Genomic DNA, 22900 nt, shown 5'->3' with positions numbered 1-22900 from the left:
AAAATGTGACGTCTTTCCGAGCGTAGCGAGGAATCTCCTGCAAATTGGCACAATCTGAATTAATGCATTAATTATCATTACCTTTTAAACTCTCTGTTTTTACAAGGAATTTAATGATGTCATCAGAAGATGTACCTGGGTTTTTATATCATTTCAACACGCTCGAAGATCCAAGAATTGATAGAAAGAAATTGTATCCTTTAACGGAACTATTATTTTTTGAACAGGTTACAAAATACCAAAAAGAAATTTAAGGATATGAACATTAGGCGCCTGCAGAAAAAGGCTGGCTGGGGAGACTCAACTCTTGATATGATTTTAATGGCCCCATTTTAATGGGGTCGTGCAACCTTGCAGGAGATTCCTCGCTACGCTCGGAAAGACGTCATATTTTTAATGGGACAGCCGTGGGGAGGCTCCATTTGTTTCAGTTTTATTTAAAGAAGATAAATCACTGCTAAGTTGGATAAGATCTTCCTGCATAACTATTTGCTTAAGAACCTGCAACGCATCAGGTTACTCAGTAAAAAACTCCAGGATCTGAACAATACAAAAATCTTTTATCAAAGATTGGCACTGTTATAATGAGCATTTTCGAGACTTTTCAAATGTTCTACCCAAGGTACAAATTTAAGTCTATCCGCATCAGATGCTTTTAACAGCATGGATTTCATAAAACACGGTTCCGTAAACAGGGTATCAACAAATTGTACCCACTCACTTGCGAGTTCCTGTTTTATTGTATCTGCTTTGGGCTGATCCAAATGTCCTCGAAAAAATGATTGTAAGGTTGTTACCGATGGTGAACCTCCTTCATTAGAAGTTTTTTGGGGGGTAACATGTATCGTCGATAGCATTTTGGCAAGTATTTGATTGTCTTCCTTGACAATCAAGCAATTCGTTTCCTTGAGAGACAGCACATTAATTTTTTCCGAGAGTTCCTGATGCAAAGACGGATTACTTGACTCGATGCCCTGTAAGCAGTTTTTAATTTTTTCAATAAGAACTTGTTGACGAATCAAACGGGCCTCCAAAAGACGATTTTCCAACCTGTCCATCATTTCCTTTAACTCACTCTCTCTCGAGCTGCAAGTAATGCGCATATAGCCCACGTCATCCCTCATCCCGAAATAGGAGAGAGGTGCTATCATAATTCTGTCTTTAAACAAAAGATAATAAGCAAGTTCTTCGTCAGTACTAACCCGCCCCCCTTTTCCCAGAGCGCGTTTTGAGTCTTCGGGCAAATCAAGGCCAAACAAATCACTTAAGTCAGTCAATACATAGAAAGACCCCTCTACTTGATAATCAGGATCAGGCATAGCAGCTCCCATCGATTTCAAGCGCTCGGCAACATAGTCAACTTTTCTTTTATAAAATTCAATTCGCTTTACTCTTTCTTCCTGATTAAAAGCGGACATAGTACGAGCATATACAATCTGGGAAGATCGGGGAGAGTGCCCCATCAGACTAATGTTTTTGGCTAACAATTTACTGGTCATTTCGGGATCAAATGACATCAGCATAGCCATACGTTCTCCAGCAGCGGACAACCCCTTAGTCGCAGATCGCATCACAATCATCCGGTCTTTCAAATCAGGAGCCAGTTTAAGGAAAAAAGGCATGTCTCTGTAACACATCTCTGCATAGGCTTCATCAAGAATAATGTGCAAGTCAGAATATTTGCGAAGCACTTCTGCTATTTTAAGCAGTTCCTCTTCATGAATAATGGTACCCAGCGGGTTGGATGGATTACAGATAAGCACCGCTTTCGGATACCCATCATCAATCTTTGCAAGTTCTATCGCAGACTCGATACTTGCTTCAAGTGCTTCTGCTGTCAGATGATATCCAGCTTCTTTCATCACCTCTACCGGGTGAAGTCTGTGCCAGGGATTATCTGAATATAGAGTGTAATGAGGAAAAGGAGTGATTACTCGGTATCCAGGGATGTCCCTATACAGTTCATTAAGTGTCTCAAATACAGTTCGAATAGCTCCAACCCCACCGGCGGTAAAAAGTACATGTTCCGATTTGATTTCTACCCCATACCAGGATGTCATCGCTTCTGCCATTATTATTCTCGCATCGCTATCCCCCTGTGGGTCACCATAATCAATAGCAGCACCGTCCATTACCACATCAAGATTTTGCATGGCTAATTTGGCCATTTCCTCAATTTTTTGCCAGTAGGCTAAATGGAAGGCAACCATATTCAGATCAACAGGATAAGTAGGTTTCCCCATGCCAGCTGAAATATATGATTCAGCAATTTTTAATTTAATTTCCTGTCTTGATTTCCCTTTTAAAACCCTAGTCCAGGTTGATAACAACATGATTTTATCCATTTTGTCAGCGGGCTGTCCGTCTGGTGTCAACATGTCAAACCTTCCTATGTGATCAAAATATGATTTTTCTGCTAATATTTTAATTATACATGATCGCGGTTATGGACGTCTAATGCGCAGGAAAACACATAAATTTCATTTTACTCTAGATGAAATGGGTGAATTTCTTGCCAAATTTTCAGAACACAGTGAACAGGTATATTGGATTAGTAATCCTGATTTTTCTAAAATTCAATATGTTAGTCCATCTTATGAAAAAATATGGGGTCGCTCTCGTGCAGAGTTATATAAATCACCTCAAAAATGGCTTTCCTATTTTCACCCTGACGATGCAACAAGTCATAATCCTCTTGACAGTATGGCTGAAGAAATCAAGCTGCATGGGGAAAAAGCCAGATACTCCGCAAATTATCGAATTGTAAAGCCAAATGGAGAGGTTCGTTGGATAAAAGACAGTGGCTTTCCATTGATTGATGATGAGGGTGTTTGTTATGGAGTAACCGGTGTAGCTATTGATGTTACTGATGAATATAAATCCACTGCAAAATTAAAAATTGCTCGAGATACCGCAGAAGCTGCCAATCGCGCCAAGGATGAGTTCATTCGTAACATGAGCCACGATATTCGTACGCCCCTGAGTGGAATCATAGGAATGTCCTCGATTCTGGAAAAGGAAGCTCAAACTCTTGAGGAAAAAGAACTTGCGCACATGGTCAACATCAGCGGTGAACGACTTTTAACCCTGCTAAACAGCGTGCTGGATGTCATTGCCTCGGGAAGCCAGTCAGAAAATAAGGTTGATAAGTCGCTAGTGTGTATCCAAAATCTGATTCACAATATTGTTGAACTCGAACTACCCTCTATCAAGTTAAAAAATCTTGGCCTTCTAGTAACCCTAGCTGATGACTTACCAGAATTAATTGAAACCGATGCCGTTAAAATTCATCGCATCCTTTTGAATTTGCTTAGCAATGCTGTCAAATTTACCGAGCAAGGTTATATTGAAATTGGGGCAAAACTGGGAAACAAAAATAAGACCATGCAATGGGTTGATTTGTTCATCAAAGACAGCGGTGCTGGAATAACCGAAAAAGACCAGAAAAATATGTTCAAGAAATTTTATCGGGGCACATCCTCCTATCAAGGAATATATTCAGGACACGGTGTCGGTTTGTACATTGTAAAAAAATACATACAGTTATTGAAGGGAAAAATAACAGTTGAATCGAAACCAAATGAAGGAGCAATTTTTAAAATATCGATTCCGGTTAAAGTGATTCAGCAGAAGTCTGCCACCTCAAACTCTCCCACGCTTTCGATATCTGAAGATACAACCTTCTATGAATCTGCATCAGCACTACAGGTACTGCTGATTGAAGATAACGCCATTGCTTTAAAAACAGCTGAAAATATACTCAATAGTATGGGTATTGGCTTTCAATCTGCACCCAATGGCGCCAAAGCTATTGAGCTGTTTAGCAAAGAAGAATTTCAATTGGTTCTTTCAGATATTGGATTACCAGACATCTCCGGTATTCATCTAGCACGTCATTTCAGATTTATGGAAAAAACTCTTGAAAAACAGCCTATTCCTATAATTGGATTAACAGCTCATTCTGAACAGGAAACGAGACAGGAAGCATTGCAAGCAGGCATGAATCTGGTACTCAATAAACCAATTAGACCCGAGCAGGTTACAGATTTAATCAAAAAATATAACCTGCAACCCGATCATAAAACAACAAGCATAAGTTCGCCTGAAATTATCAATATAAAAACAACAAAGTATGATTTGCCGGATCATGATAATGAGATGTTCCAAATTGAACAATTTGCCCTGTTTGACGAAGAAGAGGGTATTAAAAATAGTGGTGGACTTGATGCACTTAAGGATTTGCTGGAGTTGTTGATTAATTCAGAGCTACCTTCTGATTATAAGAAAATGAAAGACGCCTTTGAACATAACAACTACCCGGAAGTAGAGCGTTGTGCTCACAAAATCAAGGGCGGTGCCGTCTATATTGGCACTACTCGAATGAAATTTGCTTGTCAATATCTTGAACGCTATTGGAAATCAGGCGAGCGTAAATTGTTTAAGCAACTGTATCATCAGGCAATAAGTACTATTGAAGAAACCATTATTTATATAGAAGGTTGGCTGCAAAAGAACACATCTTGAATAATCAGGCTCAGCACGAAACCACGCAGGATTGACTGGAAAAAGCCTCGGCTTGCCCTCCCATGAACTCATCGAAATAATAAGCCCAGGTTTTGCAAATCCTGTCGATGCTGATGACTTTGCTCCAGCTGTTGTATTCATTGAATGAATGATTGTGACGCTTAAATACCTTGCAGAACGCTTCTCGCATAAATTCGGAATCGGTCCAGGCAATCACGGGAAGTTTTGGATTTTTTGAAATCAGGGTGTCGGCAAGCTCAGGTCCATTACAGTATTGGTCATCAGAGGTTACGCCTAAATCTCCATCAATAACCACCATATCCGGATAGTGGCTATTAATCAGTGATAAAGCGGCCTGACTGTTATTCACAATCGTCACAGAAACCTGTGCTACCACTGACTCCAACAAACGACGTAAACAAAATGCATTAAACGCACTGTCCTCGACAATTAATACTCGCATCTCAACTCCCTAAGATTCACAAAGTGAGTATAAGGGGTAAACCTTAACAAAAACTTAAGGATTAAAATTAAATCTCGACATCATGAGCCAATAATCGTCTGTGCGCCCTGAAATAAGTGATTGGTGAATGTTCCAGAAAATCGGAGAGCTTTTCCATGTAAATACAGGCAAATCTATCCACCTGATAAGCAAAATAACTTTCTTCTGCTCCAGCCCGGAATACTCTCTCCCACTTGGGATTATAAAATTTGGCTTGCTCTTGTATTAATTTGCTAATTTGTAAATCTATGGCTGAAATTTCCACCTGCAAATTATGAATTTGACTGTCGTATTCTCTGGATGCCTCATCAATGCTTCGAGTACACAGATTGACGTAGTGTTGTTCCAGATTTTTTTTAACATTCATGGATTCGACTATTTTTCTTTCAGTCGGTAATGCTTTTAACTGAGCCGCAATCTCTTGACCTAATTCGTCAACAACCAAGGCGGTTCGCCAGTTGCAATCTTTTTTCAATCTTAAAATATCGCCATAGATGTGATCACCTATATAAAGAATCTCATCACCGCTAACGTTAAGTTGCTCCGTGAATTTTTTAGCATTGCCTCCTTGATAAACCCCTGGAATGATAGCCCCAGTCACATTGGTCATGGTGCCATTTTCAGGATTAACGGATAAAAACCTGAGGTTGTCGTAAAAAAACCGGGGTTTATTTGCTAAAGTAATGACGTATTCAAACAAGTCGCGCCAGGTTTCGCCCTTATTCAAAAATGGAGTAATGGCATAATCCAGGAGCAATTTAGTATAAGTGTATTCCGAGTTGGTCAAAATAAATATTTTTTTTCCATGGCGAATAAAATGTTTTAAACCCTCTACGACCGCTTTTTCTTTGATAACGTATGTGTCTAAATCCTGAATAATAAGATTTTTTAAACTGCCATCCGAATGCACTTTATCAACACAATATTGCACATCCAACGCTATAGTCTGGTAATTAGGCATTTCTTCTGGAAACGCTTCTTTTAAATCGACCAACTGACCGTATAACACACAAAAAGCAATCGAAAATGAGGTATCAATCGCCATGTAATTGGGATCACTTAAATCAACGTAAGTACTTCGGTAAAATTTTTGCTGCTCATTAAAGCTGATTAATTTCGTTCCATGATAGCTTTGTCTAATTGCACCATAGCGACTTAACTTTAAAATGTTACCGTTTTTACTGTCGATAACCAAACCGCGTATGGCATCATGATAATTAAATTGCAAATTTTTGATGGCTTCAGGATATTGTTTTAATTCAACCAATCGCTCTTTAATCAACTGATACACCAGGGCTTCAAATGCCTCTGAATTATATCGAATCAAGGTGTGATCCATATCCAGACCAATTAACTTGATTTTTTTCATGTTGATAATTCTATTGACAAAAACCTTGTGTGCATCCATTTTTTTTAAAACCTATAAAATGAGTCTTTTAACCAGGGGCTTTTGATAATTGCTCTACAATCCCTGCTGTATTCCTGCTTATTTCAAGCTCTTAACGTCGTCTACTGAAGCTACCAGCACCTTATCTGCCAAACGATGAGCAAACAATCCATTTTCAACTACTCCAGGTATCTGGTTAATGCTGTCTTCCAGTGCCATGGGCTGAGTAATGGTTAAATTAAACACATCAAGGATGATATTGCCATTATCCGTTACAAATCCTTCTCTGTACTCGGGATCCCCGCCTAATTTCACTAATTGTCTGGCGACAAAACTACGTGCCATGGGAATCACTTCAACTGCAACAGGGAACCTGCCGAGTTGAGTAACCACTTTAGAATCATCCACAATACACACGAATTTTTGGGCTACATTGGCAACAATTTTCTCACGAGTAAGAGCACCGCCACCGCCTTTAATCATTTCTCCGTGCTCATTCACTTCATCCGCACCATCAATATAAACAGGTAATTCATGTACCGCATTAAGATCAATGACCGGAATACCTGCAGCTCGCAATAAGGATTCAGTTGCTTTGGAACTTGCAACACAGGCATCAATTCGATGTTTTACAGACGCTAATTCTTTTATAAAAAAATTTACAGTAGATCCAGTACCCACGCCAACGACCATGTCGTCTTCAATAAAAGCCATGGCTGCTTTTGCTGCTCTGATTTTCAATTCACTCATTGCTTACTGCCTTTTTGTCTTTGCCTGATTACTTCATATAATGAAACACCAGTAGCCACCGATACATTCAAGCTGTCCACCGTACCTGCCATCGGTAGTGAAAACAGACCGTCACAGTGTTCACGAGTCAAACGTCTTAATCCTTCACCCTCCGCACCGAGAGCAATCGCTACAGTACCAGTGCAGTCAATTTGATATAATGATTCATCTGCTTCACCCGCTGCACCGTAGATCCAAACACCTTGCTCTTTGAGAATGTCCATAGCTCTAGCCAGATTTGTAACCCGTACTAAAGGAACGGACTCCGCGGCACCACAAGCTACCTTGCTGACTACGGGAGTAATGCTGGCACTTTTATCTTTAGGGATCACCACAAAATCCACGCCAGTTGCATCTGCGGAGCGCAAACAGGCCCCCAAATTATGGGGATCGGTAACACCATCCAATATTAATACAAGGCCTGGTTTTTTACTGGCCTCCAATAAAGGAATTAAATCGGATTCACCATACTCCGGTAATGGACGGGCTGAAGCGACAACCCCTTGATGAGTAAACTCGGCAAAACGCTGATTCATTTTCTGAGCGCTTAATTTTTCAATGCGTACCTTTGCCTGTTCTGCTTTATCCAATACATCTTGCACTCTCTTATCAATTCTGTCTTGACTAACAAACAGAGTGTTTATCACTCTATGGGGGTTAGCCAATAAAGCATTAACCGCATGAACCCCATATACAAACTGCTCACTCATTGCTAACTTCATCCTCTGCAGGCTCAAAATCAATTTTACGCTCGTCTAAATCAACACGTGCAACCAAAACCGTCATTTTATCGCCCAGGCGATAGACTTGACCGCTGCGGGCGCCAATTAAACGATGTTTTACTGAATCAAAGGTATAATAATCATTTTTTAACGAGGTGACATGCACCAGCCCCTCGACATATATTTCATCAAGCTCAACAAAAATACCAAAACTGGTGACCGCGGAGATTCGTCCTTTGAATACCTGTCCCAATTTATCTTGCATGTACTCACACTTCAGCCAGGTCACGACTTCTCGCGTTGCTTCATCAGCACGACGTTCGGTCATGGAAGAATGTTTGCCTAAACGATTCATATCCTCATGAGTATAGCTAAACTCATAAACAGGGCGATTATCCAACAAATGGCCAATTGCTCGATGAATCAACAAATCAGGAAATCGCCTGATTGGTGAAGTAAAATGAGTATATGCGGAATAAGCCAAACCAAAATGCCCCTCATTCGCTTCAACATATTGGGCTTGCTTTAAGGAGCGTAGCATCACCGTTTCGATTAAATGCTTTTCAGGCCTGTCGCCAATCGCAATCATGGTTTTTTGAAAATCTTTAGGTGTTGGTTTTCTACCGCCTGTGAGTTGCAATCCCATCTCACCTAAAAACTGGCGTAAAGCGGTTATTTTATCTTCTTCGGGAGCCGCATGGACGCGATACAAGGTAGGAATTTCTGCTTTTTCCAAAAACTTGGCTGTTGCAACATTAGCCGCCAACATGCACTCTTCTATTAATTTATGGGCATCATTACGAATGACGGGAACGATGCATTTTATTTTCTTATTTTCGTCAAATTCTATGCGGGTTTCAGTCGTCTCAAAATCCATCGCACCGCGCAATTTTCGAGTCGTTAATAAAACCTGATACAATTCGTAGAGAGAGCCCAGAACAGGCCATAAATGTTGGTGTTTTTCATCGGCTTTCTGCTCTTCAAGCCATAATCCAACCTGGGTATAGGTTAATCGAGCCTGAGAATGAATAACCGCTCGATAAAAACGAGAACGTGCGATTTTGCCATCCATACTAATCGACATCTCGGCAACCATACACAATCTATCGACACGCGGATTCAATGAACACAGTCCATTGGATAGTGCTTCCGGCAGCATGGGCACAACCTTGCCGGGAAAATACACAGAATTACCACGCCTGGATGCTTCTTTATCCAATGCAGAGTCTTGCGCTACATAATTGCTTACATCAGCAATAGCTACGTAGAGTTGAAAGCCGCCTTTGGGCTTTTTATAGCAATATACTGCATCATCAAAATCTTTAGCATCTTCGCCATCAATAGTGACAAACGGCAATGCTCTCAAATCAGTTCGATTCTTAAGTTGGTCTTCGGTAACCTGTTGTGGAATTTTTGCGACTTCCGCCAGAACGTCATCCGGCCATTCAAATGGAATACCATGGGCATGAATTGCGACCTGAATCTCCATGCCCGGGGCCATGTGCTCACCTAAAACATGGATGACCTTTCCAATAGCCTGTGCTCGTTTATTAGGATAGGCAATTAATTCGACCAATACCATTTGACCGTTTTTAGCACCGTCGGCAAATTCAGGGGGTATGGAAATGTCCTGGGTCAAACGTTTGCTGTCAGGTAGAACGAAACTCACTCCGTGATCCGTAAAAAATCGGCCGACTACAGTAGCATTGGCGTGTTCCAGCACTTCATGAATTTTACCTTCGGGTCGTCCTCGTCGATCGACTCCAGCCTGGTAGGCCAGAACCACATCCCCATGCATAACTGCCCGCATTTCTTTAGCAGAAAGTACCATGTCTTCGCCACCCTCATCAGGGACGAAAAAACCAAACCCATCAGGATGTCCTTGCACAGTTCCACGGCGCAGATTGATTTTTTGCAGCAGACAAAATCGTCCTCTTCTGTCTTGCATTATTTGTCCATCGCGCAACATGGCTTTCAATCGAAAACCCAGGGACTCCTGCTTGCTTTCTTCATCCAAATGCAATTTATCAAATAACTGATTTCTTGACATAGGTCTGCCATACTCATCAAGAACTTCCATAATGAATTCTCGACTGGGTATTGGGTCGGCATACTTTTCACTTTCCCGTTTATAAAAAGGATCTTTTGATTTTTTACTCACCTTTCACCACTTATATATTTTATTGTCATAATTAGTACTTAAACACAGTTTAATCTGTTCTACCACTTATCTATATAACTAGCAAGAACAGACACATTTATATAGAGTGAGTCAACAACCTGCATTTCTAAGTCAACAGGCCTTGAAATTGTTTTGATAAGTCGTCAACCCCAGTCGATTAAGATGAGCAATTATCCCTTTACTTCGCTACAGGTAATTTAAAACCACGCCCACCAACAGCCGCTGTCAAAGCGTTTAAGGACATGTCTTCACTAACCCAAAAAGTGCCTTCACTTCCAGAGGGAATTTTTACCCCTTTCCACTGACATACCGCAATGGCTCCTTCGCAGGGAACCTGTTGCTCATGACCTGGTCTGGACTCAATGCAATTTAATTCAAATGGAGGTTTATCGACAGCCAAAGCAGACCAGTTACCCGCCTGCAATCGCGTTGTCCATCCAGCACTGGCGCCAGGATTAGTAACAGGATGAGTGATCCAAAGATCGGCACTGGTAAGATTATGAATAAAGACCAATTTGCTGCTCTTTGATTTCAAGGTTACCGACTCACCCTGGACAGCAACAGCCTGGCACCCATCAGGCAGGGTGGATTCTGCCCAGAGGCACGCACTGACAAACAGTAAGCAAAGAGAGAATACTATTCTCATGACACGCTCCATAGTTATGTTCCAAAATTATTTAAATCGGGCAGTTAAATCGTAGCGAATCATTTAATAGACTCCACTGCTTTATAAAGAATTATATAGTTATCATATCGTTCTGACTAGCGACAACTTCGTTCCACTTCGGAGGTCGGGACTCCTGAGCAGCTCCAAATAAGGTGTGTTTCTTTGTATTGCGATGAATCGTCGGGGCATTTATTACAGGACTACGCTTTACAGTGTCCAGGAGTCCGATTAATTGTTTTCTTTTCACACGAAATCCCAGGCAATCCGTATTTATGCCCCTGGTTTCTGGTGTGTTTACTACATCAGAGGCCTGTCGACGCTCTAATCCTGGTGAATGATCATCACATAACTTAACTATTTTGGAAGTCGATTGTTCTGCAAAAATACCATAATGCCATAATCGTTTAACCGTTTTTAATAATCCAAAATAAAATTCGCCTATATTGGCATGTAAACTTCTTTCCACTTCAGCTTCGGTTGCACCTTTTTGTAAACGCTTTTTTAATTCTTTATCAGTACACGTCTTAGCCAGAGCGTCACATCCCTGTCGCACCAACTCGTACTGTTTATTTTGCCCCCAGTAAGTCAATAAACTCAGTTCAGCCTGCGGGGATTTTATCTCAGAGTTCATGATTTTTTTTGCATAAAACTGAGCCATATCACTTAATACCACCCCATCCAGCTTTTTGGGATTTTTTAACATCACTTCCTCCAGGGCATCAAATAAAACAAAACTGACATCGCGCTGTGGAAATTGGCGTAATAACCCTGAAACCGGATGAAAGAATTCTGTATGATTATCGAAGGAGTCAAAATAATCCTGTAATAAGGTCAAGGCTGATCTTTTTTGGCCCGAATAATTCAACAGATACACGCAAATCATTGGGAGTTTTTTGGTATTAATTTCTTTCCAGGTCTCCAGCATTAAATGCCGCCAGTCCAATAAAATTGGACTGTCATTGAGTTCCTTTTTCAAAGGTATGTGAATAGGCAACCAATCCTTTTTATGGGGAAATTCATCTAATATTTGCTCTTTTATACCTTCAGGTATCCAGAATTTATCAATTAATCTCTCCAGAAAAACACGTGAAAAGGACAAACGGGCAACCGATTTATTAAATCTTTTTTTATAATAAAACAATGAAGTCTGTCCCAGGCTGGCGCTCCTGAATATTAATTCCCCCAGGATTTTATGCCCAATTGAAGAATCATTATCTAATAAACGCTTTTTACTCAAATGCCTATTTGTAAATTTTGCCATTTCATCTAATTCACGAGTTTGCCATGACCCTTTAACCGAGCGAGGCAGCTCTGCTTTTGAAAACAAGTGCGCATGCTGTTTATCTAAAACATGCAAAGCTAATTTATATTGTGCTGTTCCTTCCCAAAAAGAAGTTTTATTTAAAGCGGAGATAACAGCAATTACATGATTTTTATTGAAATATTGAGTCACTCGACTGATTTCAGGATTTTTTACATGCTGAACAGCCGTTTGAGATCGATCATTTAGAAATTCTTTGAGCACAACGGCAGCACAAGCCTCTGTTCCAATCAATTGCAGCAGCAACGCATCAAATTGAGCTGCTTTTTTGTCTCTGGGCACTAAAGCAAGCGCATCGCTCAGGATGCAATCCAGCTTATTTTTTTTACTGTAATAGGCAAATCGCGATAAACCCTCCGCAAACCAGGGTTTATCATAATACTGAGCCATATATTCAGCCAAACACCCAGTCACATGATGCCGATCGAAAAATTGGTGAACATCTGCTTCATAGGAACCACTTAAAAATTGCGCCCGCTTTTTATCGTGTTTTAAAATGCTATGAAATAATTGAATAGCATTAGTCTTATGCCGAATATTGGCTAATAACCCAAATACCTCATCATCACTAAAATGATTGACTATCGATTCAAAAGAAGCTTGATTAATGCCCTTTGCCATATTCTGTAGCGCGGCTGAAACACGCCGTTCAAACCACTGAGCTCGCAAAGTTCCAGCACCAGGTCCCCCGATTTCGTAGAACACGTCCAGTGAGTTTTCAAAAAGCACGTGCTGAATCAATAATGCCAAACCTGCTGGCGACTTATCCAATATCCGCTGCGGAATTGACCTCAGTACGCGAACGCTCAACTCTTTTTGCAATTGACTGGCACTTCTAACCTGGCCTGATTCAGATAAATAGCCGATTGCTTTTCCTGCCAGATCAAAGAGAAGTTCATTCTCCTGGACGGCTCGTGTCTGAATTAATGGTAAAGGCTCTTCATTAACAAAGGTAATGGCCTCATTAGCCTGATTGATAAATCCAATCTTCAATCCGGCTGAATTGTATAATGCAATGTCCTTTTTACGATCTAAATCAGCCGATTCAATAGGGATTTGTGAACCTTGTATATTCAATCGCAGAAGAACTTGATTGGGGTCAGTGCTCAATAGGTTTTCAATTTTTAATACCGACTGATACTCCATTACAATAGCTCTGAGCAACAAATCAAACCGCAAGGAAGAATGAACCTGACTGTAATAGCCATAAAGCACTTGCAAAGCGCGATCCCCAATTTCATTTCCCTCTTTTAGCTCTTGATTGGCCTGCTCTTCCAATTGAAACAATAAGTTATTTATCCTGTGCTCAATACTCATTTTTATTGTTTTAAATCGCTTGGCTAACCAATCCTCTTGGGGGCCAAATTGTTTCTGCAAGTGCAAATTAATGCGTTTTAAATGTTCTTTAAATTCAAGCGTATTGGTATTACGTTCATTCGACGCCAGGATGATCTTGTTCAATTCAGTTTGACTCAGGGTTAAACCAAGCAAAGTCAATCTATCGATTAGTTGTTTTAATACTGCTGATGAATGTGCGGCCACAAAATCAGGAGAGATTAACAGCTTCTCTATACTCTGGCCGTCAAAACCTTCATCTGTTTTATGATGTGATCCATCCTGAAGAGGCTTGGCCAATGTTGGAGTCAGTGGTATCTCGAAAAGAAAATCGTCCATTTGTATAAGGCGGGCTTGTATCCTCTTCAAGCATTTTTTATCAGGCGCACAGGATTCGTAGCAAAATAAGGACAGCATTTCCAAATACATCTGCTGTTCTTCAATACCCTCCTGAGAACATTTTTTTAAACAGAAATCAACAATGAAATAATATTGATCCGCATTCAAGCCACTTAGAAATTCAATTTGTGTCAGGGTATCCATCTTCTTTAACAGATCATGAAGTACCGTAATAAATCCCGAAGCAACCGATGTATTATGATCCAATGCGGATTGATAATACGCACAAATAGCCCATAGAGTCTCTAAATGAAGGGGAAAAGGATAGGCATCTATAGACGATCTCAACTCAGTCAGTTTGTCCATCTCATTCGTACCTGATGAAAAAATCAGTAATAAAAGTCGAAAAGACATGAGTTGTATTGCCTGCTCTGCAAATGAATCAAGATAGCGAGTAAACCATCCGGAACAATCAGGTTGGCGTAAAAATTGAAATAAATCGTTTCGCTTTATTGCCTCCAATTCCTTATTACTTTTACTAAAAAAAACTTCCAGTAAAGCATGAAGATTGGGATCCTTATTTAAGCGATCCAAAGCCATAAGGGAGTGTTCCATAGACTGCTCAAGTACCCTGATTAATTCATTAGGACCTTGCTGTTGTAATGCGGTAATGATTGGCCAAGCCTCTGCAAAATCATTTAACTGATTACAAATTCGAGCATTGAATTCATGATTATCGATCTCCTCACCGCCATCCAATGATTGTGGCGATTCGAGAAGCAGCTCTCGTAATTGCTGTCGTAATTCTTCTGGGGCATAGACGGATACAATGGGAAAAATAGGATAATGCCCTGGAAATTGCGTGTTTGAAATGCTCTGGGCGTTTTTTTCATTGAAATGTGCCGGAATTTGTCTGCAAAACAGATCCGTTACATTGTCTGAATCTTCATTAAAATGCTTTAACAGCCAATTTTTTAAAACAGGACTTGTTAATTGGTGAATTTGTGATTTTACGATATCGATTAACAGCTTCATACCACTTTTCCTTAAAACCGCAAAAATCCCTGGCACTTAATTCCTTCAAGAACAATACGTTAAATATACAGTTAATTCACTAATTTGAAAATGAAGAAGTGCGCCTTTAGATAATATACATACTGTGGTTATGAGATCACTACAATTTTGATAGAATGTTATCTCCTGGATCATTATTTTAAATGATCAACGCACCTTCATAAGGATGAAACATAATGCATATATGGGTAGACGCTGATGCCTGTCCCAAAATAATTAAAGACATTTTATTTCGCGCAGCCATACGCACTAAAACCCACATGACCTTGGTGGCTAATGCATTCCTGACGTACCCCAACTCACCGTTCATTCGTTCGGTACGGGTAGAAAAAGGCTTTGATCAAGCCGATAACTTCATCGTCAGTCATATACAAGCTGATGATATAGTCATTACTGCAGATATTCCTCTCGCATCTGAAGTTGTTGCAAAAAACGCTTTGGCCATTAACCCACGAGGGGAAATTTATACCGCAAATAACATCAAACAGCGCTTAACCCTAAGAGATATGAATGAGCAATTGCGTTCTACAGGAGAGCGTATTGGTGGTCCACCAGCATTAAGCATCAAAGAAAAAACCGCATTTGCCAATGCCCTGGATCGCTGCCTGGCTAGAAAAAAGTGAACAGGAGCTCTTGGCATTACATCTATTTCCCCCTGAACAATCTTCACTTTTTAGCATAGAGCCAAGGGATTCCGCGGTCATAGCCGCGGAAATTCGAAGCATGATAAGCGCGATCATAGCCGAGGAAATTCTATGTATGATCATCGCTAATACCTCAACCGAATTCCCGCGGCATTGACCGCGGGATCCACTGGGCTTAGTCAGTGATCTACTCACGAGATAGTACGGAGCGTAGCCAGTGTCAACAGATCCTAATTCAAGCCCAAATAATCACCAATTTGACAAATAATCTTTAGCCACCTAGAGTTTAAGTAAATCTTGACCAGGCTATAAACATGAAAAAGATACTTGGTTTTATCTTGTTTATAAGCAGTACTCTTCTCTTTGGAACCCCGATCACTGTTGGTTTTATTATTACTCCTCCTTATGCGGTCTTTGCAGACGTGGATAAAAAAGAATTTTATGGCTTTAACATTGACCTGATGAATGAAATTTGTAAGCGAATCAAAGAAGACTGTGTGTATAAAGCCATCACGTTTAATAATGAGTTGGCAGAATTACAAGATGGAACTGTTGATCTTGAGTTCACTCAAATCCCGATAACCAATGATCCTACAGGCAATTATTTATTCAGCCTTCCTTATTTAATCAGTGATGGTCAATTTGTGACCCTAAGCAACAACAAATTGAATGCGATTAGCGATCTAAAAAATAAACGTATCGGTGTTATAACCGATACATTATATCAAATATTGCTCAACTCAAATTATGATGATGGCCTAATTACGCGATACTCAAATTTTCCAGATATGATCTCAGCACTTGAAAATAATAAGATCGATGCCGTTTTCATTAATAATCACCTCGCGCATTACATGGTGTACAATGCGTCATTAGATATCAAAATGATTGGTAATAAAATTCCTATAGGGGAGGGTTATGGAATTCTCGGACTGCAAACCAATAAAGCCTTAATAGATAAAGTGAATACCGCTCTGCTCAGCATGGAGTCTGATGGTACTTATCTCAATATCTATACACTGTACTTTGGTGAAGACCAATAAACGTTCCCCCTAGCTTAGCAAGGAAGTTGCTGATTAACCTCCATTATTTCCCCATTGAAAGAATGCTGGATTCACTCCCATAAAAAAGGTTAAACTATTCAACTTTTTAATCAGTAGGATAGATTATGCATCAGGATATCAATCCCTCAGTTATCACCAACCTGCATAAAAACTGCATCATCGCATGGAAATCTTCAGGGGTCGAACACCAACATACGCAGTTTCTTCAATTGGTTGAAGAAAATCATGCATTTAATTATCAATTATGGCATGCCGAAGATCGGGCACGCAGAGATGACATGGGTTTTGAATTTGTATATCAGGCGAAACGTGAAATCGATACCTGTAATCAGCTGAGAAATAATCGTATGGAAGCTATGGATGAATGGTTGTTTCATTTATTGCGCCCAGCCAATCCCGCACAATGTCCTGTTAATTCAGAATCACCAGGGATGATTATTGACCGTCTCTCCATATTGGCACTCAAATCCTATCATATGAACCTTCAGACCAAACGTGCTGATGTCAATGAGGAGCATAGAAACACCTGCGCACTGAAACTGACCACCATACATCAACAATTAGAACAATTGGCACTTTGTCTGGGGCAATTACTGACTGAAGTACACGAAAAAACACGCACCTTCAGAATATATCATCAATTTAAAATGTATAACGATCCTACGTTAAACCCTGAATTGTACTCTGTGGACTAGCAGTAAATATTGAAAAGTCCTGTTCGCTCCTGGCGTGGCGTATTTCTGCTTTGACTGGTTTTTTATTAAAAAATCCGAAAGGGGATGAAGCGGTGGGCAAAGTACTCTGGGAATCAGTCCGAGGATTTTTGCTCTGGATTGACTCCCCCTGTGACTCGGTTTGGAGCAGTACCTTCGGTGTTACAGTATCATTAACAGACTGAGGCTCAACTTCAGCGGCAAGATCGACTTGTCCTAAAGGTGCACGCCCCAGCCCCCTTGCCAAGGCTCTGAGCGCCAGGATAATACCAAAGAATAATGCACTGAATACGGATAGAACATACATTATCGGTGTATCTTGATAATGCCCCTGTTCGTCCATCTCCTGTAGAGGATTTCCGGCAAAATCAACAAATTTTTGTCCTTTACCAAAACCGGAAAATAAGGAACGAAACACTTCAAACCATTCCTGAAAGAAAAACTGCGGAGATCGATCAAGAAAAAGACCATCTCTGATTGATTGCTGAAAAGACTCTGGCTCAAGAAAATCAGCGGCCCCATTCAATAGATTGTTCTTCATTTCAATCAATTCATCGAATGGATGATGTTCAGAATCATCTTTCTTGTTTAATTTAAAATAAGTTGTAACCAGAGATTGAATTGCAAAACCGACCATAAACACCAAGCCAAGAGTGACGCAGGTAACAAGCAATGCAGGTGGAAAGGCTATACCTGTTAATACCAATATAGAACCCACCAAAAATAAGATACTTGCCAAAGCGCTGTAAGCATACAATCCGTTTTTTATTCCTAATAAAGCAGCAGACAAATAAGTAGGGGTTGACTGGTGTTTGAGCAGATTTCGTTTATCCTCAAACCGGTTGATTAACTTATAAACTTCCAATTCCAAACAGCGAATGGCGATATGATCCTCTAAAGTATTATTGAGTTTACCCCTCATTGCTAATAATTGCGCGTAGCTGGTTTCCAATTCCTTGGTAATCAAAGTCAATTCACATTTAGTATGAGTGACAAACAATCTGAGCTGAAAATCATATTCTTCATATAAACGGGTTACAACACAGGCAATAGTGTATATAGCGCAAATAATGGCCATTGATGCCAGCAAGGGAGGCGATAACATAGCCAGGCCTAACACCCCGACATACAAATACAAACCGTCAATGAAACCACCAGCAGCTACTGCAACAAAAGCCTTGCAACGTGTATCAAATGATTGTGATTGTTCTTTGATTTTTCCCAGGTAGGATTCACTCTCTTCCCTGGTTAGTGTTCTCAACTTTTTGATTTCAAGCAAAAGTTCCGCATTGGCTGTCATCATTACTTTTCGGTCATTGACCATTTTAAGCAGCCAGGTTCGATTGACTGCAGCAAAAATGCCAAGCAATAATCCAACCGGAGCGATAAGATATTTTAAATCAATCCCTCCAATTAAACTAATGGCGACTATCGCACTTCGGAATCCCTTGTACGCATTTTTCAGCCCCTTCATAATGCCACGAAAATAAGGCCAATCCGTAGCGATGTATTTTTTAATCGAGTCGGCCTGTTCTTTATCATACAGGGTTGCCAGAAAAGAGAATGATACCAAAAATAGAGTTTCTATAGAGATTGCGATGATTCCACCAGGAGTCATCATCAAGTCGTGCATCTGATCATTGGTGCCACTTGGAGTACACAGATCAAAAAAATATTTGAACATGCTGTAGGAGGAACTGAGCGAATCCAGAACCGCATAAGCGTAGTATACGGTGCGATCTTTATTGAGTTTTTCCGCGAGAATTCGACTTTGCGCGTCGATACGGCCAGCTATTGCTAGAATGAAAACTAAATCTACAGGTTTTATAGTTTGTTTTTCATCACTCTTAAGAGACATTAGTGCACGTATGGGCCATCAGCTAAGATTGCGCAGCATTGTATGCATTATTGCGCTTGATGTCAATAAAATTTTCATCCTGAATTAAAAAAATACAAAAATCAAGGGCGATTTATGATTTTATCACACTCAAAGAGAAAAAATATGAATAAATTTGAAATTTCTTTAACTAATCTCTTTCACGTACTGTGACTTAAGACTCAAACCTGATACGATATTGCACCAATTAATATATATAACCCTAATTGAGGATTAGATGAGATCAATACTTGCTCTCTTTTTATTTATGTCACTATTGACTGGATCTGCTATGGCAAAAAGTGAAGTACAAATTTATGGTTATGTTGAAAAAGCCACATTGGTGGATAAAAATCTTACTCTCTCGGCAAAATTGGACACCGGTGCAAAGTCCGCATCATTAAACGCAGTAAATATCACTGAAATCGATGTAAAAGGTGTACCTTATTTACGTTTTACTGTTCCTACCAAAAATGGCGATCATATTTTTGAGTGCGAATACATAGGCAAAGTAAAAATTAAAGTTAGAGCCAACGAGTCAAATCCCGGGTTACAAAAATCCGCTCCAATTAAACGCCCGGTAGTCCTTTTAAATGTAAAACTGGGAGATAAAGTCAGAGCCATACAGGTTAATTTAACCAACCGAAAACGCTTTCTCTACCCGCTGCTTCTGGGGCGAGATGCGATTATTGATTTTGATGGCGCAGTTGATCCCGCCCTTACCTTTACTTTGAAATCCAAGAGCTTTGCTAAATAATGAAAAAGAACACGCGACATGTCTACGGCCTCATCCTTACCCTGTTTCTGCTCGGTTCTGGAATATTTTTATACCGGCATATTATTTTGGATGTTCCTCTAACAGACACTGAAACTATAAACAGCTGGATGGTTGAATCGAATTTACGCTTTACTGCAGACAACAACACTCCGATTAAAGCCAGTTTTACCATTCCTTATTTACCCCCTCATTTCGCGATTCTTGATGAATATTTTGTCTCCAGAAGCTATGGGGTTACAACCAATTTAAACGGTTATAACAGAGAAACTGTCTGGTCTATCAGACGTAGCCATGGTGCTCAATCACTCTATTACCGAGCCATTTTTCGCCAAACAGACAGTGATGAATCATCTTTACCCAAACCCTCTGTCATCAAGTCACAGCCCCTGGATGACAGCCAAAGATCGGCAGTTGAAACTATTACCAACCAGGTCAGACAATCATCTGCAGACATCCAGACTTTCGCTCAAAGCACTATTAAAGAGTTAAATAAGAAAGATGGAAATGCCAAATTATTAGTTGGGAATGAGTTCAACGATGAAACCATCATCAATGCAACCATTTTATTACTCAATCAATCGAAGATTTTTGCTATGCCGGTGAAAGGCATCTATCTGAACCAGCAAAGCAAAGCGGATTTAAAATCCTTGCTGGCAGTATTTAATGGAAAGCGCTGGATCTACATTAATCCACGGACTGGCGGAGCAGGATTACCTAAAGAGTTTCTCATCTGGCAATACGGTAATGATCCTTTATTTAACGTAACTGGTGGTAATAAAGCCCAATTTTCACTTACCGTTTCTCCAACGCCAATTAACGCACTCAGTGTTGCCAAATCCAGAGGCTTGCAATCCGATTCACAACTCTTGCGATTTTCACTTCTTCAGCTCCCGGTGAACGTTCAGGCCACTTATAAAATCCTGTTAACAGTACCTATTGGGGCCTTTATTATCCTGTTGCTGCGCAATTTCGTAGGCATAAAAACCTTTGGCACCTTTATGCCGGTATTAATTGCTTTAGCATTTAGAGAAACGCACGTTGTCTGGGGAATAAGTCTCTTTGTTATCATTGTTTCTTTTGGCCTGCTCGCCCGTTTTTATCTGGATCAATTACGATTGCTTTTGGTGCCGAGGCTGGCTGCCATTCTCACCGTAGTCATTTTGTTAATGATATTCATTAGTGTGGTTAGTCAAAATCTGGGACTGGATTCCGGGCTATCTGTTGCTTTATTCCCTATGGTTATTTTAACCATGACCATCGAACGGATGTGCATTACATGGGATGAACGTGGAGCATCCGAGGCAATCAAATCGGGTGTCGGCAGCCTGGTAGCCGCTGTTTTATCCTATTGGGCAATGAGTTACGAACCCGTGCAATACTTGGTATTCGCGTTCCCAGAACTGCTTCTTGTTCTCCTGGGATTTATTTTGTGGTTTGGCCAATACCGCGGTTATCGACTTTCCGAACTAAAACGGTTTAAAGCACTTGCGAGCGCTATAGAATGATCCGTCTCTATCGTCGCTTAAAAAAACACGGTGTTTTAAGTATTAATCAGCGAAATACTGATTTTGTCTTGCGTTACAATCCAAGAAAGTTATTTCCCTTGGTTGACGATAAACTTAAAACAAAAAAACTTGCGCTAAAAGCCGGAATTGCTGTTCCCCCCTTATACGACATCATAGAAACAGAACAACAAATCCGAAACATAGAGGAACGATTTTCTCCCTATAATGATTTCGTTGTTAAACCCGCACGTGGATCTGGTGGTGATGGTATTTTAGTTTTCAAAGATAAAGTATACGGCCGCTATCGACAAATTAACGGAAAACTGACTACCCATCAGGAATTAAGTTACCATCTATCATGCCTCTTATCAGGTGCCTATAGTCTCGGGGGATCCTCTGATTATGCCATCATCGAAAAACGAGTCGTTGTCGATCCCGTTTTTGCCGAAGTCAGTTATGAGGGCATTCCAGATATTCGCATCATTACCTTATTGGGTTATCCGGCAATGGCCATGGTGCGTTTGCCCACGCGGCTTTCTGGCGGCAAAGCAAATTTGCATCAGGGAGCAATTGGTGTTGGGGTTGATCTTGCAACCGGAAAAACTCTTGGCGGTGTCTTTCAAAACGATACCATTGACTACCATCCCGATACTTTGAATCCTATTGTGGATATTGAAGTACCTTACTGGAACCAAATCCTTGAAATTGCATCGAGTTGCTACGATTTAACCGGATTAGGCTACCTGGGCGTTGATATAGTATTGGATAAAGATCAAGGGCCTTTAATGCTGGAGCTTAACGCAAGGCCAGGGTTAAATATTCAGATTGCCAATCGTGAGGGCGGATTAAATCGATACAGAGCTATTGAAAACCGGTTTATGGAACATGGGCAGGAATCTGCATCGGATAAAGTAACCTTCAGCCGCGAACTTTTTGCCCGGTAACAAACCAAAATTAAAATCGGGAAGAAGGGGCACCAATGGAAGGACGCGCTTGTATCTCTTCAAATATCTTTTGCCGTGTATTGAGCCAGTCTATTTGTTCTTCCAGAACTTGTATATTTTCTAAAGGGGCAATGTGATTCAAATTCTTTTGCATCTCTTCCCAGAATAATCCTCTAACAGCAAATCCCTGCCTTGCTCTCTCTATAGAAGGATTAAGACAGTTCGTTTCCATCGCCAGTTGCAGCTGGTGCTTTTCATAAGATAAATCTTCAAGAACTAATTCTTCGGCCTGAATCCTGTCTCGTATATTTTGCCAGCCTGCCTTTTTAATCTCATCTACCAATTCTTTTCTGATAATGTCTTCAGTAGTTTCAGCCGCCATACGGCCTATATGAACGTTCGACAGCTCTTTAGTGTGAGGCATACTGCGACGAAGCATATGATAGAAATTTCGTGCGAACATCAATTACAACCTTTTTTTTGTCTCATATTATTACAAATATCAATTTTTTTGTAAACCAAGCACAAATCGGT

General features: G+C 40.3%; 18 protein-coding genes. 8 read left to right on the top strand and 10 right to left on the bottom strand.

Features of this window, described 5'->3' with window-relative positions:
* Positions 1-113 precede the first annotated feature (113 nt).
* Complete coding sequence (locus tag ELY21_RS15510; RefSeq protein WP_148111679.1) at positions 114-254, top strand: transposase family protein; 141 nt, start codon at positions 114-116, stop codon at positions 252-254.
* A 309-nt stretch (positions 255-563) separates the two neighbouring features.
* Here the strand turns inward: ELY21_RS15510 and ELY21_RS01110 are convergent, their stop codons facing one another.
* Complete coding sequence (locus ELY21_RS01110) at positions 564-2333, bottom strand: pyridoxal phosphate-dependent aminotransferase (protein WP_233588625.1); 1770 nt, start codon at positions 2331-2333, stop codon at positions 564-566.
* A gap of 124 nt (positions 2334-2457) precedes the next feature.
* Between ELY21_RS01110 and ELY21_RS01105 the strand changes: the two genes are divergently transcribed.
* Positions 2458-4524 (top strand): PAS domain-containing hybrid sensor histidine kinase/response regulator, encoded by a 2067-nt coding sequence (locus ELY21_RS01105; protein WP_127106073.1) that lies wholly within the window; start codon positions 2458-2460, stop codon positions 4522-4524.
* Positions 4525-4534: 10 nt separating this feature from the next.
* Here ELY21_RS01105 and ELY21_RS01100 read toward each other — a convergent pair whose 3' ends face one another.
* The 7 genes from ELY21_RS01100 to ELY21_RS01070 all read right to left on the bottom strand — a co-directional run bounded on the left by ELY21_RS01100 (position 4535) and on the right by ELY21_RS01070 (position 14803).
* Positions 4535-4987, bottom strand: a complete 453-nt coding sequence (locus ELY21_RS01100; RefSeq protein WP_127106071.1) for a response regulator — start codon at positions 4985-4987, stop codon at positions 4535-4537.
* 67 nt (positions 4988-5054) lie between these two features.
* Positions 5055-6434 (bottom strand): HAD-IG family 5'-nucleotidase, encoded by a 1380-nt coding sequence (locus tag ELY21_RS01095; protein WP_127106069.1) that lies wholly within the window; start codon positions 6432-6434, stop codon positions 5055-5057.
* Positions 6435-6512: 78 nt separating this feature from the next.
* On the bottom strand, positions 6513-7163 hold the full coding sequence (rpiA, locus tag ELY21_RS01090) for a ribose-5-phosphate isomerase RpiA (RefSeq protein WP_127106067.1): 651 nt from the start codon (positions 7161-7163) through the stop codon (positions 6513-6515).
* The gene (rlmB, locus tag ELY21_RS01085) at positions 7160-7912 is read right to left on the bottom strand and encodes a 23S rRNA (guanosine(2251)-2'-O)-methyltransferase RlmB (RefSeq protein ID WP_199741606.1); all 753 of its coding nucleotides are present in this window, start codon (positions 7910-7912) and stop codon (positions 7160-7162) included. The genes rpiA and rlmB overlap by 4 nt, the downstream gene beginning before the upstream one ends.
* A complete protein-coding gene (rnr, locus tag ELY21_RS01080; RefSeq protein WP_127106065.1) occupies positions 7905-10085 on the bottom strand; it encodes a ribonuclease R in 2181 nt (726 codons plus the stop codon). Before rnr ends, rlmB begins: the two co-directional genes overlap by 8 nt.
* Positions 10086-10284: 199 nt before the next feature.
* Positions 10285-10752, bottom strand: coding sequence for a hypothetical protein (locus ELY21_RS01075; protein ID WP_127106063.1), 468 nt, complete (start codon positions 10750-10752; stop codon positions 10285-10287).
* Between the two features lie 91 nt (positions 10753-10843).
* Positions 10844-14803 (bottom strand): hypothetical protein, encoded by a 3960-nt coding sequence (locus tag ELY21_RS01070; protein WP_127106061.1) that lies wholly within the window; start codon positions 14801-14803, stop codon positions 10844-10846.
* Between the two features lie 215 nt (positions 14804-15018).
* Between ELY21_RS01070 and ELY21_RS01065 the strand changes: the two genes are divergently transcribed.
* From ELY21_RS01065 to ELY21_RS01055, 3 genes are all read left to right on the top strand, one after another.
* The gene (locus ELY21_RS01065; RefSeq protein WP_127106059.1) at positions 15019-15465 is read left to right on the top strand and encodes a YaiI/YqxD family protein; all 447 of its coding nucleotides are present in this window, start codon (positions 15019-15021) and stop codon (positions 15463-15465) included.
* Between the two features lie 335 nt (positions 15466-15800).
* Positions 15801-16529: a transporter substrate-binding domain-containing protein gene (locus ELY21_RS01060; RefSeq protein WP_127106057.1), complete on the top strand. Its 729-nt coding sequence runs from the start codon at positions 15801-15803 to the stop codon at positions 16527-16529.
* Between the two features lie 125 nt (positions 16530-16654).
* On the top strand, positions 16655-17245 hold the full coding sequence (locus ELY21_RS01055; protein ID WP_127106055.1) for a DUF4254 domain-containing protein: 591 nt from the start codon (positions 16655-16657) through the stop codon (positions 17243-17245).
* Here the strand turns inward: ELY21_RS01055 and ELY21_RS01050 are convergent.
* The gene (locus ELY21_RS01050) at positions 17211-19121 is read right to left on the bottom strand and encodes a hypothetical protein (protein ID WP_127106053.1); all 1911 of its coding nucleotides are present in this window, start codon (positions 19119-19121) and stop codon (positions 17211-17213) included. The two genes, ELY21_RS01055 and ELY21_RS01050, sit on opposite strands and share 35 nt — an antisense overlap.
* 256 nt (positions 19122-19377) lie before the next feature.
* Between ELY21_RS01050 and ELY21_RS01045 the strand changes: the two genes are divergently transcribed.
* The 3 genes from ELY21_RS01045 to ELY21_RS01035 are packed head-to-tail and all read left to right on the top strand — an operon-like array spanning position 19378 to position 22366.
* A complete protein-coding gene (locus ELY21_RS01045; protein WP_127106051.1) occupies positions 19378-19896 on the top strand; it encodes a RimK/LysX family protein in 519 nt (172 codons plus the stop codon).
* Positions 19896-21422 (top strand): inactive transglutaminase family protein, encoded by a 1527-nt coding sequence (locus ELY21_RS01040; protein WP_028384010.1) that lies wholly within the window; start codon positions 19896-19898, stop codon positions 21420-21422. Before ELY21_RS01045 ends, ELY21_RS01040 begins: the two co-directional genes overlap by 1 nt.
* Positions 21419-22366: an alpha-L-glutamate ligase-like protein gene (locus ELY21_RS01035; RefSeq protein ID WP_127106049.1), complete on the top strand. Its 948-nt coding sequence runs from the start codon at positions 21419-21421 to the stop codon at positions 22364-22366. The genes ELY21_RS01040 and ELY21_RS01035 overlap by 4 nt, the downstream gene beginning before the upstream one ends.
* Before the next feature lie 10 nt (positions 22367-22376).
* On the opposite strand, the gene ELY21_RS01030 is transcribed toward ELY21_RS01035, so the two are convergent.
* Positions 22377-22829: a hypothetical protein gene (locus tag ELY21_RS01030; RefSeq protein ID WP_127106047.1), complete on the bottom strand. Its 453-nt coding sequence runs from the start codon at positions 22827-22829 to the stop codon at positions 22377-22379.
* Positions 22830-22900: the final 71 nt, after the last annotated feature.

Source organism: Legionella sp. km535 (assembly GCF_003990085.1).
Classification (GTDB): domain Bacteria; phylum Pseudomonadota; class Gammaproteobacteria; order Legionellales; family Legionellaceae; genus Legionella; species Legionella moravica.
The sequence above is the reverse complement of the archived record's forward strand: the minus strand, read 5'-3'. Positions and strand labels throughout refer to the sequence as shown.